This is a genomic window from Devosia sp. MDV22-iso42 (assembly GCF_058629155.1).
Genome location: NZ_JBZVWR010000006.1, coordinates 271,633 through 284,150, shown reverse-complemented (window position 1 = coordinate 284,150; position 12,518 = coordinate 271,633). Strand labels below are relative to the sequence as shown.

At 63.4% G+C, this 12,518-nt stretch carries 12 protein-coding genes and 1 tRNA gene; 5 read left to right on the top strand and 8 right to left on the bottom strand.

The window, feature by feature from the left end:
* Window positions 1–77 precede the first annotated feature (77 nt).
* The 3 genes from AC4NN3_RS03040 to AC4NN3_RS03030 form a co-directional block, all read right to left on the bottom strand.
* The gene (locus tag AC4NN3_RS03040) at window positions 78–707 is read right to left on the bottom strand and encodes an ATP-dependent Clp protease proteolytic subunit (RefSeq protein ID WP_491925642.1); all 630 of its coding nucleotides are present in this window, start codon (window positions 705–707) and stop codon (window positions 78–80) included.
* Between the two features lie 313 nt (window positions 708–1,020).
* Window positions 1,021–1,251 (bottom strand): hypothetical protein, encoded by a 231-nt coding sequence (locus AC4NN3_RS03035; protein ID WP_491925641.1) that lies wholly within the window; start codon window positions 1,249–1,251, stop codon window positions 1,021–1,023.
* Between the two features lie 123 nt (window positions 1,252–1,374).
* A complete protein-coding gene (locus AC4NN3_RS03030) occupies window positions 1,375–1,773 on the bottom strand; it encodes a YciI family protein (RefSeq protein ID WP_491925640.1) in 399 nt (132 codons plus the stop codon).
* A gap of 149 nt (window positions 1,774–1,922) precedes the next feature.
* Here AC4NN3_RS03030 and AC4NN3_RS03025 point away from each other — a divergent pair, with 149 nt between their 5' ends.
* Window positions 1,923–3,179: a cytochrome P450 gene (locus tag AC4NN3_RS03025; protein ID WP_491925639.1), complete on the top strand. Its 1,257-nt coding sequence runs from the start codon at window positions 1,923–1,925 to the stop codon at window positions 3,177–3,179.
* Between the two features lie 10 nt (window positions 3,180–3,189).
* Here the strand turns inward: AC4NN3_RS03025 and AC4NN3_RS03020 are convergent, their stop codons facing one another.
* From AC4NN3_RS03020 to AC4NN3_RS03010, 3 genes are all read right to left on the bottom strand, one after another.
* A complete protein-coding gene (locus AC4NN3_RS03020) occupies window positions 3,190–4,662 on the bottom strand; it encodes an NAD(P)H-hydrate epimerase (RefSeq protein WP_491925638.1) in 1,473 nt (490 codons plus the stop codon).
* A gap of 94 nt (window positions 4,663–4,756) precedes the next feature.
* A complete protein-coding gene (gene tig / locus AC4NN3_RS03015; RefSeq protein WP_491925637.1) occupies window positions 4,757–6,136 on the bottom strand; it encodes a trigger factor in 1,380 nt (459 codons plus the stop codon).
* A gap of 46 nt (window positions 6,137–6,182) precedes the next feature.
* Window positions 6,183–6,267, bottom strand: a tRNA-Leu gene (locus tag AC4NN3_RS03010).
* A gap of 363 nt (window positions 6,268–6,630) precedes the next feature.
* On the opposite strand from AC4NN3_RS03010, the gene AC4NN3_RS03005 reads away from it, so the two are divergent.
* From AC4NN3_RS03005 to AC4NN3_RS02990, 4 genes are all read left to right on the top strand, one after another.
* Window positions 6,631–6,969, top strand: coding sequence for a P-II family nitrogen regulator (locus AC4NN3_RS03005; RefSeq protein ID WP_035079039.1), 339 nt, complete (start codon window positions 6,631–6,633; stop codon window positions 6,967–6,969).
* Between the two features lie 90 nt (window positions 6,970–7,059).
* The gene (gene glnA / locus AC4NN3_RS03000) at window positions 7,060–8,469 is read left to right on the top strand and encodes a type I glutamate--ammonia ligase (RefSeq protein WP_491925636.1); all 1,410 of its coding nucleotides are present in this window, start codon (window positions 7,060–7,062) and stop codon (window positions 8,467–8,469) included.
* A gap of 205 nt (window positions 8,470–8,674) precedes the next feature.
* A complete protein-coding gene (locus tag AC4NN3_RS02995) occupies window positions 8,675–9,040 on the top strand; it encodes a YciI family protein (RefSeq protein WP_491925635.1) in 366 nt (121 codons plus the stop codon).
* 103 nt (window positions 9,041–9,143) lie between these two features.
* Window positions 9,144–9,581: a VOC family protein gene (locus tag AC4NN3_RS02990; protein ID WP_491925634.1), complete on the top strand. Its 438-nt coding sequence runs from the start codon at window positions 9,144–9,146 to the stop codon at window positions 9,579–9,581.
* A 62-nt stretch (window positions 9,582–9,643) separates the two neighbouring features.
* Here the strand turns inward: AC4NN3_RS02990 and AC4NN3_RS02985 are convergent, their stop codons facing one another.
* Together AC4NN3_RS02985 and AC4NN3_RS02980 are read right to left on the bottom strand one after the other, a co-directional pair.
* Complete coding sequence (locus tag AC4NN3_RS02985) at window positions 9,644–10,321, bottom strand: PilZ domain-containing protein (protein WP_491925633.1); 678 nt, start codon at window positions 10,319–10,321, stop codon at window positions 9,644–9,646.
* A gap of 255 nt (window positions 10,322–10,576) precedes the next feature.
* Window positions 10,577–12,097, bottom strand: coding sequence for an ATP-binding cassette domain-containing protein (locus AC4NN3_RS02980; protein WP_491925632.1), 1,521 nt, complete (start codon window positions 12,095–12,097; stop codon window positions 10,577–10,579).
* Between the last annotated feature and the right edge of the window lie 421 nt (window positions 12,098–12,518).

Here is a 12,518-nt window from a genome sequence, read left to right as displayed (position 1 = left end):
AGACCGATCCGGCTTGGTGCAATCGCGCATGGATCACAGTCCACGGCGCAGCAGCATTGTGATTAACGCAGCCGGGGTCAGGCGTGTGACTCCGGCACGATACGCTTGTCGTGCACGCTGTCGATCAGGCCGAAGGCCATCGCCTCTTCGGGCGACAGGAAGCGATCGCGCTCGAGAGCGTTCTCGATTTCCTCATAGGTCCGGCCGGTATGCTTCTCATAAATCTGATTAAGCCGGCGCTTCAAACCCTCGACTTCCTTGGCATGAATCATGATGTCAGTGACTTGACCCTGGAAGCCGCCGGAAGGCTGGTGGACCATGACGCGCGAATTGGGCAGGCTGGTGCGCATGCCCTTTTCGCCGGCTGCCAGCAGCAGCGAGCCCATCGAGGCCGCCTGCCCCATCACCATGGTGGCGACGGCCGGACGGATGAATTGCATGGTGTCATAGATCGACAGGCCCGACGTCACCACGCCACCAGGCGAGTTGATGTAGAGCGCGATTTCCTTTTTGGGGTTCTCTGATTCGAGAAACAGCAGCTGTGCCACGATCAGCGAGGCCATGTTGTCCTCGACCACGCCGGTCACAAAAATGATGCGCTCGCGCAGCAGGCGCGAATAGATGTCGAAGGCGCGTTCGCCGCGGTTGGATTGCTCCACCACCATTGGAACGAGCGTATTCATGTAGATATCGTGCGGATCCCGCATGTACTGCCCCTTTGCTGTGCCGGTTCGCGCACCGGTTCGCATTGTCGTTGGTTGGGACACGATGGCCGCCTGGAACAGTAAGGCCCGCCCTGGCGATCGTGTCAATTCAAGTGAGCCCGGCTGCCGCTTGCACCCGAAGCCGCATCACTGCGCGGTAGAGGCACAGATAGGCGGCATTGCGGCGCTCTTCAATAGGCCGAGTGCCGCGGCGCCCATTCTTCCGGCGCGGGGTTAATTGCGGGTTGCTGCCGGGACGCGGTAATTCCGGTCTGCGCTTCGCGTCACGCCGCCCAAAGGCGCCGCCCGTGTCGGATCAGGCCGTAAAGCTGACCGCCACGCCCTTTTTCTTGAAGTAGGACTGCATGATCTTGCGGCCCTGCCGGTTGGACTGGGCCAGCTTGGCCGGCTCGAACACGGCTTCCTTGACGCCCTCGCGCGCCATCGCCGCCTTGAGCGCGGCAATGTGCAGGTCGATGTCTTCGTTGTTGTTCTTGATCGACGCATAGATGGCGTCGACGGCTTCGGTCAGGGTCGGGTCGCTCATGGCAAAAATCCTCAGTCGCTTTGCCGCCTTCAAGACATGATTGCAGCAGGCTTGCCAAGCCTTTTCGACGTCTGGCGGCCCATAAGGCGGCAGCATTGCCGGGCGCCGCCGCCTTTGTCCGCGCTAGGCGGGCCGGAAGTCGGGACGGGCCTGGCCCGTTTCGCTGTGGCGATGGCTTTCCACCAGCGGCCTGATCTCCAGCCGGCAATGTGCCGCAATCGGATCATCGTCAAACAGCGAAACGGCCTGTGCCATGTCGGCGGCCTCGATCAGCACAAAGCCGCCGACGACCTCCTTGCTCTCGGCATAGGGGCCGTCGGTCCGCGACAGCGTCATGCGCTGCCGCCTGTCGATGCTGGTTGCCGTGTCGACCGCCGCAAGCGGCGCGGCGATCAGCAGGTGACCGGCATCGCGCAGCTGCTGGTCATGCTCGATCGTGGCGTCATCGATGCGCTGCATCTCCTCTGGCGTCAGGCCGGCAAAGGCATCGGGCTCAAAATATACCAGGCACAGAAATTTCATGGCTTTTGCTCCAGGTTGAACACGGTCGCGACGAAGCAGCCGACAGCCGATCGACTAATTTCTTTTGCGAGAAGGGAATCGGTCGCCCGCCCGGCTTGCAACCTGACCTCTCGCGGCTATGGTACCGTTCTATCATCCGCGGGACCCCCATGGCCGCCATCATCCAGCTCAAGCCGATCACCGACGTCCCCAGCCAGAGCCGGGCCAGCGCCGATCCGCGCGACCCTGCCTTTTTCCAGAATCCTTATGCCTTCTACGATCGGCTGCATGCCGGCCAGCCTGCCTTCTTCTGGGAACAGTATGGCCATTGGTGCTTTGCCGGCTTCAAGGATGTCAGCGCCCTGCTGCGCGACAAGCGCTTCGGCCGGGAAATCCTGCATGTGGCGACGCGCGAGGAGCTGGGCATGCCCGCGCCGCAGCCGCATACGGCCGCCTTTGACCTGACCGAGCAGTATTCCCTGCTCAATCTCGAGCCGCCCGGCCATACCCGCCTGCGCACTTTGGTCAACCGGGCTTTCGTCTCGCGCCATGTCGAGCAGCTGCGGCCACGCATCATCCGGCTCGCCAACGAGATGATCGACAGCTTCGAGGGCCAGGACAGCGTCGACCTGATCAAGGCCTTTGCCGCGCCGATTCCGGCCATCATCATCGCCGAAATGATCGGCCTGCCGGCCGAGAGTGCGCCGCAGCTGCTGGCTTGGTCCAACCGCATGGTGGCCATGTACATGTTCGGCGTCAGCCGCGCGACCGAGCTCGACGCCAACCAGGCGGCCCAGGATTTCATGGACTTTCTGGCCGCAACCATTGCCGAGCGCCGCAAGCAGCCGCGCGAGGACCTGCTCAGCCACATGCTGACCGCCGATCGCGGCGGCGACCGGCTGAGCGACGCCGAAGTGATGTCCACCGCCATCCTGCTGCTCAATGCCGGGCACGAGGCCACCGTCCACACCACCGGCAATGGCGTCAAATCCATCCTGGAATCCGGTATCGATCCCGTTACGCTTTTTTCGACACCGGAGCAGACCGAGGCCACGGTGGAGGAGTGCCTGCGCTTTGACGCGCCGCTGCACCTGTTCACCCGCTACGCGCTGACCGACCTCGACTATGCGGGCATCAGCCTGCGCAAGGGTGACGTGGTCGGCCTGATGCTGGGGGCGGCCAATCGCGACCCGACCCGCTTTGCCCATCCCAACAACTTCGACCCGTTCCGCAGCGACGGCGCCAATGTCAGCTTCGGCGCCGGCATCCACTTCTGCATCGGCGCGCCTCTGGCCCGCATCGAACTGCAGGTGGCGTTCAGCGAGCTGTTCCGCCGCCTGCCCAAACTGCGCCTGGCCGAGGCGCCGCGCTATAACGACGTCTACCACTTCCATGGGCTGGAAAAGCTGATGGTGCGTTGGGACTGACGGCGCTGCCCTAAAGGCTTGCCAGCACCCCGGGCACCAGCAGCGGCAGGTCTTCGCTGATCAGGCCAGGTCCGCCGAAGCGGTTGGCCGCCTCGGCATGCAGCCAGACGGCGGCGCAGGCGGCTTCCCAGCCCGCCATGCCCTGCGCCATCAGCCCGGCCGCCATGCCGGCCAGCACATCGCCCGAGCCGGCAGTACCCAGCCAGGCCGGGGCATTGGCATTGATCGCCGCGCGGCCGTCCGGGCTGGCGATCACCGTGTCGCTGCCCTTGAGCACGATAATGGCGCCCGAGCGCTCGGCTGCCGCCCGCGCCCGCTCCAGCTTGCCGCCAGCCAGATCGCCGAACAGCCGGTCGAACTCGCCCTCATGCGGCGTCAACACCACCGGCCGGGCCTGTGCCTTGATCGCCGTGGCCAAAGCCGCCAGCTCGCCGGCAAACACCGTCAAGGCATCGGCATCAAGCACCGTGGCAGCGCCGGAAGCCAGCACGGCCAGCACGTTCTGCCGCGTCTGCGCGCTCACCCCGGCTGCCGGGCCGATTACCACGGCATTCATGCGTCTGTCGGCGAGCAGTGCGGCGAGTGCTGCGCTGTCCTCGGCCGGCTTGAGCATCACCGCCGTGACGTGATTGGCATGCACCTGCAGCGCCGCTTCCGACCCGGTCAGCGACACCACGCCCGCCCCGACCCGCAACGCCGCCATGGCCGCCAGTCGCGCCGCGCCGGTCTGCAGCACCCCGCCCGAGACCACCACGCAGTGGCCGCGGTCAAACTTGTTGCCGCCCATGCTGGCAACGGGCACCGACCACAAAGCTGGCGTGTTCTGCCAGGTCGCCGCACTGATGGTTTCCAGCACGCCGGCGGGAATGCCGATATCGGCCAGCACCACGTCACCGCAATATTCCCGCCCCGGCTGCAGCAGGTGTCCCGGCTTGAGTCGGAAGAAGGTCACGGTCAGCTCGGCGATCATGGTGGGGCCGCGCAGGGCCCCGGTGGCGCCGTCCAGCCCCGACGGCACATCAATGCTCACCACAGGCCGGTTGCTGGCATTAACCGCCTCGATGATCTCGGCAAACGGCCCGGCCACATCACGGTCGAGACCGGCGCCGAGCAGGGCGTCGATGACGAGATCGGCATCCTCGATATCCTGGGCGGTGGGCGGCACGAGGCGACCAGTCCACAGCATGGCCATGGCCGCAGCATCGCCCTTGAGCGCCGCCGGATCGCCCACCAGGCGCAGTTGCACCGGCCAGCCCTTCTGCGTCAGCAGCCGCGCCACCACAAAGCCGTCGCCGCCATTATTGCCCGGCCCGCACAGCACCAGCACCGAGCGCTGGTAATAGTGCTCGAACACCGCCGCGGCGACGGCCTGCCCGGCTGCCTCCATCAGCTGCAGCGATTTGGCGCCGGTGGCGACCGCGAGCCGGTCGGCCTCGCCCATCTGCTGCGGGGTCAGGAGAATATCGGCGCTGGAAGCGGTCATGTTGTCTCGCAGGTCAAAGGTTTGGCAAAGTTCTACACCACAAACAAAAAAGCCGCCCATTTCTGGGCGGCTCTATCTTGGGCGTCAGGGCGCCTTAGTGGTGGTGCTCTTCAGGGACTTCGTCCTCGTCGGCCTGGATCAGCTTGGCCAGCTCTTCGCGGCCCATCTTCTGCTCGGTGATCTTGCCCTGCTCGATGACAAAGTCGACGACCTTGTTCTCGAAGACCGGGGCGCGCAGACCGGCCAGTGCCTGCGGGTTCTGACGGTAATAGTCATAAACCTGCTGTTCCTGGCCCTGGAAGCGGCGCACTTCGGCGATCAGTGCCTGCTGGTGCTCTTCCTCGGTGACGTTGACGTCGTTCTTGTTGCCGATCTCGGCAACCACCAGGCCCAGCCGCACGCGGCGCTCGGCAATGCGGCGATACTGCTCGCGCGCTGCTTCCTCGGTGGTGCCTTCGTCTTCAAACGAGCGGCCGTGGCTCTGCACTTCGTGCTCCACGCGCTGCCAGATGCTGGCGAATTCGGCATCGACCAGCTGGGCCGGCACGTCGAACTTGTGGCCATCGTCCAGCGCATCGAGCACCTGGCGCTTCATGTGCTGGCGGCTCATGGTGCCGAGCGCGGCTTCCATCTGTGTCTTGACCGCATCGCGCAGCGCTGCGACGTCATCGACGCCCAGGCGCTTGGCGAATTCGTCGTTCAGCTCGCCGGCATTGGGACCATCGACATGCAGCACGGAGACCTCGAAGGTCGCCTTCTTGCCAGCCAGTTCGGCGCTCTGGTAGTCGGCCGGGAAGGTAACCTCGATCTCGCGCGTCTCGCCCTTCTTGAAGCCGATCAGCTGCTCTTCGAAACCGGGAATGAATTCGCCGGCGCCAACGGTCAGGTGCGCATGGTCGGAACGGCCGCCGTCAAATTCCTTGCCGTCGATCTTGCCGACAAAGGACAGGCCCAGGCGATCGCCCTGTTCAACGACGCCGGCATCGCCCTTGTCGGTATAGCCGCGGTTCTGCGCGAAGACGCGGTTGACCTCGGCGGTCACCTCGTCATCGGTGATCTCGATGATCGGCTTGGTCAGCGGCACGCCCTTGAGGTCCATCAGCGTGACGGGCGGCAGGATCTCGTATTCGACTTCAAAGGCGAGGTCGGCCTTGCCGTCGAGCACTTCGTTGATCACGGCCTGATCGTCGGGCAGATCGACCTTGGGCTGGGCGGCAGCGCGCTCTTCGCGCTTTTCCAGCGTATCGGAGACCGAGGAATTGATCGCGTCGGTCATCACTTCGCTCATGGCCGAACGGCCGAACATCTTCTTGATGTGCGCCATCGGCACCTTGCCGGGACGGAAGCCCTTGATGTTGGCCTGGCCCTTGAGCTCTTCGAGCTTGGCGCCCAGACGCTCGTTCAAGTCGGCGGCCGGAATGGTGACGCTCAACTTGCGCTTCAGGCCTTCATTGAGGGTTTCGGTAACCTGCATTCGGTTCAATCCCGTGATCATTGTCATTGGAGGGCCAGATCCAGTTTGGTGCGGGTGAGAGGACTCGAACCTCCACGCCTTGCGGCGCTGGAACCTAAATCCAGTGCGTCTACCAGTTCCGCCACACCCGCAAAAGGACCCGTTGGCCGGGTTGGCTGTGCATCTATAGGAAGACGGAAAGCCAGTCAAAGCCTAGCTGCTCGATTTGCGCCGATTGCCCCGCAGCAAGACCCCTGACCCGGGTTATCGCCGCCAAACTGCACAAACTAGCGGCGCTTGCGCCCCGATATGCTGCCAGCTTCGGCAATATTCCGCCCAATCGGTGCGCACAATGCCTATTTATTGCGCATACATCGCCATGCAGGGCGGCGTCAGACCGCAGGCAGATGCGATTAAACCCTTGCCAACAATGTGGTTTTTGCTGTCTGATCGAGCTGGCACAGGCCGTGCATACTTCTATGCGGTAACCGCCCAAATGACCCGTGGAGGCTCAAATGAAGAAAATCGAGGCTATCGTAAAGCCGTTCAAGCTCGACGAAGTCAAAGAGGCCCTGCAGGAAGTGGGGCTCCAGGGCATTACCGTGACTGAAGCCAAGGGGTTTGGCCGCCAGAAGGGCCATACCGAGCTTTATCGCGGCGCTGAATATGTGGTGGACTTCCTGCCCAAGGTCAAAGTCGAGGTCGTATGCCCCGACGAGCTGGCCGAAAAAGCCATCGAAGCCATCCGCAACGCCGCCCAGACCGGCCGTATCGGCGATGGCAAGATCTTTGTCTATTCGATTGAACAAGCCATCCGTATCCGTACCGGAGAATTCGGCGACGACGCGCTCTAGGGCCTTGCGCCCGCCAGGCGAGGTATGGCACCTCGCACGCGTCTCGCCGTGCCCAACCACCAGATTTCCGATTTAGACAGGGGACCATTTATGACCACCGGAAGCGACCTCCTCAAGCGCATCAAAGACGAGAACATCAAGTATCTCGACCTGCGCTTCACCGACCCGCGCGGCAAGCTGCAGCACGTCACGCTCGATTGCTCGATCGTCGACGAAGACCTGTTTGAAGAAGGTACCATGTTCGATGGTTCCTCGATCGGTGGCTGGAAGGCCATCAACGAGTCCGACATGGTGCTGATGCCCGATCCGAACTCGTCCTATATGGACCCCTTCTTCGGCGCCTCCACCATGGTGGTGAACTGCGACATTCTCGAGCCGCTGACCTATCAGCCCTATAGCCGCGATCCACGCACCACCGCCAAGAAGGCCGAGGCCTATCTCAAGTCGTCCGGTATCGGCGACACGGTCGTGTTCGGTGCCGAGCCCGAATTCTTCATGTTCGACGACGTGCGCTACTCCAACACCCCCTTCAAGGTGGGTTTTGAAGTCGACCATCCCGAACTGCCGTCCAACAACGACACCGCCTATGACTCGGGCAACAATGGCCACCATATCGGCCTCAAGAAGGGCTACTTCCCGGTCCCCCCGCTGGACAGCGCCCAGGACATCCGTGGCGAAATGCTCGCGGCCATGGCAGACATGGGCGTGGTTGTCGAAAAGCACCACCACGAAGTGGCTTCGGCCCAGCACGAGCTCGGCATCAAGTTTGCGCCGATGATCAAGGCTGCCGATGACGTGCAGATCTACAAGTATGTCATCCACCAGGTCGCCAATGCCTATGGCAAGACCGTGACCTTCATGCCCAAGCCCATCTATGGCGATAACGGCTCGGGCATGCACTGCCACCAGTCGATCTGGAAGGACGGCAAGCCGCTGTTCGCTGGCGACCAGTATGCCGGCCTGTCGATGGACGCGCTCTACTACATCGGCGGCATCATCAAGCACGCCAAGGCCATCAACGCCTTCTCCAACCCGACCACCAACAGCTACAAGCGCCTGGTGCCCGGCTTTGAAGCCCCCGTGCTGCTGGCCTATTCGGCCCGCAACCGGTCGGCTTCGTGCCGTATCCCCTTCGGCCAGTCGCCCAAGGCCAAGCGCGTCGAGATCCGCTTCCCCGATCCGCTGGCCAACCCGTACCTCGCCTTCTCGGCCATGCTGATGGCCGGCCTCGACGGCATCAAGAACAAGATCCACCCCGGCGAGCCGATGGACAAGGATCTGTACGAACTGCCCGCCGAAGAACTCAAGCAGATCCCGACCGTCTGCGGTTCGCTGCGCGAAGCTCTCGGCAGCCTGGACACGGATCGCGAGTTCCTGACCGCCGGCGGCGTCTTCGACAACGACCAGATCGATTCCTATATCGAGCTCAAGATGGCCGAAGTGATCAAGTTCGAGCAGACCCCACACCCCGTGGAATACGAGATGTACTATTCGGCCTGAGCCGAAACAGCCGAAACAGAAGGGCGCCGCAAGGCGCCCTTTTTCTTTGCCGGTTTGATAGTGGCGTGACACGCCCAGCATCGGCCGAGGTCACGCCAACTTGCGGACGCCAAGCAGAGATCTGCAGCATGGTGTCGATTCTGCACTCGCTCACTCGTAGTGTCAGTGCAAGGCCAATGCTGGCCCGGCCAACCGGAGAATCTGCATGCGTTATTTCATGAGCATTATCCCGCCCGCCGACCTCAAGCCGGAACAGATTCCGCAGGGGCTGATGGACGCCATGGGCCCCTGGATGGAGCAAAACCTGGCCAATGGCGCCCTGGTCTCGACCGGCGGCCTCAAGCCCGCCAGCGAAGGCAAGCGCCTCAAGGGGCACACGGGCGAGATCGCGATCACCGACGGCCCGTTTGCCGAGGCCAAGGAGGTCGTCGGCGGCTATGCCGTGTTCGAGGCGCCCGATCTTCAATCGGCGACGGCCCTGGCCAGCGCCTTCCTGCAGCTGCACATCGATAACGGCCTCACGGGCATCGTGCTGGAACTGCGCGAAATCGCCGGCGGCGCCAACTACTAGTTCTCCCGTCGTGACCGGGCGCGGGGATCAACGCTACGGACGCCATGGACCGACATGCGCCAAGCCTGCGCCGATACATGCAGACCGAAACTGGAGATGAACCATGGCGCTCAAGCGAATGGACAATGTCGGCATCGTCGTTGAGGACCTGGACACGACCATCGCGTTCTTTCTCGCGCTCGGCCTTGCGCTTGAAGGGCGGGCCACGATCGAAGGCGAATGGGCAGGACGTGTCACCGGACTGGGCAATCAGCATGTCGAGATTGCCATGATGCAGACCCCTGACGGTCACAGCCGGCTCGAGCTTTCCCGCTTCCTGACGCCGCCGTTCATCGCCGATCACCGGAACGCCACGGTCAATGCCCTTGGCTATCTTCGCGTCATGTTCACCGTGGACGATCTCGATGAAACCCTCGGCCGGCTTCGGCCGCTAGGCGCACAGCTCGTCGGCGATGTCGTCCAGTACCAGGACACCTATAGGCTGTGCTACATCCGCGGACCCGAAGGCCTGCTGCTCGGACTGGCCCAGGAACTCGGTTGACGGTTGGGCCAAGGGCAAAAAGCCGGAAGCGGCATGCCCGGGCCGCCGCCGCCAGGGGACTCTCAGTCCGTCTCGCCATCCTCGGCGGTGATCGGGGTCAGCTTGGCCGGCACGATCAATGCTTCGATGGTCTCGATATCCTGCAGCGCCAGGAACCTGACGGCAAAGCCGATATCGAGATAGCGGACCACGCGCCCCACCAGCTTGCCGACCGCCAGGGGCGTGCCGATGGGCGGCTGGGTCTGTGCCGACAGCGCAATGCCCGATTGCGAGACGTCGATGACAAAGCACGGCACCTGCGTGCCGTCGGCCAGAGTGATGATGGTGCGCGGATCGCGCAGCTGCACCCGCTTGAACTCGCGGCGATCTTCCACCTGGTCGTAGACGCGCTTCTTGTGCCAGCTGATCTTGCGGCCGAGCTTGTCGCGCGCTTCCGGGCTCAGCGTCAGGTTCATCACGAAGCCGCTGGGCAATTGCCGGCTGATCTGGCCGCGCAGGATGCCGAACGCGTCGAAATGGGCGGTGACCCCCTCCCCGTCCTTGCCCACAACCGGGCCCACGACCACAGCATTGCGGGTTGATACCGAACAGAGCCGGCAGGCATAGACCGGCGCTTTGCGGGCCCCGCTCTTGCGCTCGACCAGGGCATAACGGCCACCCACTGCACCAATAAACCGCACGTCGTGCCGGTCATAATCGGACCGCGGCGGCGAAAAACTACCTTCGGCGCTCAGCGACATGGGTCCCTCCCAATCGTCAGCAAATAAGAACCAGCGCAGTCGATGCCCGCAATTTGAGCAGAGTTTGCATTAGTTCGCAATATGAACAAAAGTGTATCGGCGGTCTGTTAACAATCCTTCTCGGCAATTGTTAGAGATGTACTGACCGACTGCAGCAAAAGGTCCGCCGCAGCCAGCTTCGGCATTACCCTTGCTGCACTCTGGTGCGGATCCGGCGGACTACGTTTCATCTCCCGCCGAAAGCCCTCCGCCGACCTACCGTTGCTCCGCCGCCATGGCCGCAAAGAATGGCTCCGGCGTCTCCACCTCGGTCAGCTTCTGCCGCTCGATCAGCAGGAAGCGCTCGCCCAGTCCGCGGACGAAGCTGCGGTCATGCGAGACCAGAAGGCAGGTAGCGCCATGCGCCAGGATCTCGGCCTCAAGCCGCTCCTGGCCAGCAATGTCCACATGGTTGGTCGGCTCGTCCAGCAGGTAGAAATTGGGCGTCTGCAGGCGCAGGGCCAATAGTCCCAGCCGCGCCCGCTGCCCGAACGACAGCTCGCCGATCGGCCGCTCTTGCTTTTCCGGGGTGAAGCCGGCTGCTGCCAGCAGGCTCTTGCTGCGCTGGTCGCCGGCGTCGAACCGGCCGGTGATGTAGTCGAGCAGCGAGCGCTTGTCGGGCAGCATCGACATGGCCTGGTCGACATAGCCCGGCACGACCTGCGCGCTGACCCGGATGCCCGGCACCTCCTGCCCGGTCATCGCCCGGTGCAGCAGCCCCATGAACTGCGACTTGCCGGTGCCATTGCGCCCCAGCACCACCAGGCGGTCGCCCTGGAACACATGCAGCTTGTCGATGACAAAGAGCTTGTCGCCGGCCGGCGTCGCCACCGTCACCTTGTCGAAGGCCACCATCACCCGCGCCTGTGCCCCGCTATTGCCCAGCCGGATTTCCCCGCTGTGTTCCTTGTGCACGGCGCGCGCGGCATTCTCGATCTTTTCGGCGCGTTCACGCAGATATTTTGACTTCACCACGAGCAGGTCACTGCCCGAATTGATGCCGATATTGGTCAGCTTGGCCGCCTGCTTGCGCAGCTTGCTGACCTCCTTGAGGTCGCGCTCCCGCGCCAGCTCGGCTGCTTCGTCCAGCTCGGCCAGCGCCAGGCGGGCCTTGCTATAGGGCAAGGCAAAGAACGGCGAGGCATCGGGACGCAGGAACAGCGTCCGGTTGGTGGTGGCGTCGAGGAATTCCCGGTCATGGCTGGCGATCACCACCGGGATGTTGCGGGCCGCCTGGTTGATCCAGTTTTCCAGCTGCACCAGCTTGCCCAGGTCGAGATGGTTGGTCGGCTCGTCCAGCAGCAGCGCATCGGGCTGCAGCACCCAGCAGCGGGCAATCAGCGCAATGCGCTGCCAGCCACCGCTGAGCTGGCTGAGCGGACGTTGCCGCAGCGCAGCGGGCGTCTCGAACTCGTCGAGCACCACGTCGACCCGCCAGCTGTCGCTGTCGCGCTCGGCTTCCGGCAAAGCCGACAGCACCATGTCGTAAAGCGTCATCGCCATGCTGGCGGGCGGCATGTCCTGTTCGACATAGCCCACCCGCAGCCCGCGCGAGCGCACGATTTCGCCCCCGCTAAGCTCGCTTTGTCCGGCCATGGCGCGCAGCAGGCTGGTCTTGCCGCGGCCATTGCCGGCCACGAGCCCCAGCCGGTCGCCATCGGCCAGCACGAAACTGAGATTGGAAAAGAGGGTGTCTGCGGCCACCAGGCCGGCATTGCGAAGGCTGATCGAACCCATTTTGTGTCTTTCTGGAACGGCGCCGCCAAGGGCGCCAGATGCCGTCAATTGGCGGTCAGGCGACCGCCTCGAAGGGCAAACCAGAAGGGGGATGGCGAAAAGCGTCCGAACCAGCTCCGGTCAGCCCTGCAGCTGCTGCCACAGAGCGAAGACGGGGCCACGCTGACGGTGATGCTTGTAAACGATCATGCAGCCCTCCTGTCGCTGGTGTTCGGGATGGACCAGCCATAGCTGGGCCGGCCGCGAAAATCAATTCGCAGCCGGTCAGACCAGATAAAACAAGGCAGAAACGATCAGCAATGCCCCAATACGCGGGACAGTGAGCTTGGCCAGCCGGTACGCAATACTGTTTAACCCGGCATGCGGCCAAGTGCCGATAGCAGCCGAGCCAGTCGAAATCTGGAACGCAGAACGAAGATCC

Coding starts and splice junctions, on each gene's coding strand:
- AC4NN3_RS03025 (WP_491925639.1), top strand. CDS start 1,923: ATGGCCGCCATCATCCAGCTCAAGCCGATCACCGACGTCCCCAGCCAG.
- AC4NN3_RS03030 (WP_491925640.1), bottom strand. CDS start 1,773: ATGAAATTTCTGTGCCTGGTATATTTTGAGCCCGATGCCTTTGCCGGC.
- AC4NN3_RS03020 (WP_491925638.1), bottom strand. CDS start 4,662: ATGACCGCTTCCAGCGCCGATATTCTCCTGACCCCGCAGCAGATGGGC.
- AC4NN3_RS03035 (WP_491925641.1), bottom strand. CDS start 1,251: ATGAGCGACCCGACCCTGACCGAAGCCGTCGACGCCATCTATGCGTCG.
- AC4NN3_RS02985 (WP_491925633.1), bottom strand. CDS start 10,321: ATGTCGCTGAGCGCCGAAGGTAGTTTTTCGCCGCCGCGGTCCGATTAT.
- AC4NN3_RS03040 (WP_491925642.1), bottom strand. CDS start 707: ATGCGGGATCCGCACGATATCTACATGAATACGCTCGTTCCAATGGTG.
- glnA (WP_491925636.1), top strand. CDS start 7,060: ATGACCACCGGAAGCGACCTCCTCAAGCGCATCAAAGACGAGAACATC.
- AC4NN3_RS03005 (WP_035079039.1), top strand. CDS start 6,631: ATGAAGAAAATCGAGGCTATCGTAAAGCCGTTCAAGCTCGACGAAGTC.
- AC4NN3_RS02995 (WP_491925635.1), top strand. CDS start 8,675: ATGCGTTATTTCATGAGCATTATCCCGCCCGCCGACCTCAAGCCGGAA.
- tig (WP_491925637.1), bottom strand. CDS start 6,136: ATGCAGGTTACCGAAACCCTCAATGAAGGCCTGAAGCGCAAGTTGAGC.
- AC4NN3_RS02980 (WP_491925632.1), bottom strand. CDS start 12,097: ATGGGTTCGATCAGCCTTCGCAATGCCGGCCTGGTGGCCGCAGACACC.
- AC4NN3_RS02990 (WP_491925634.1), top strand. CDS start 9,144: ATGGCGCTCAAGCGAATGGACAATGTCGGCATCGTCGTTGAGGACCTG.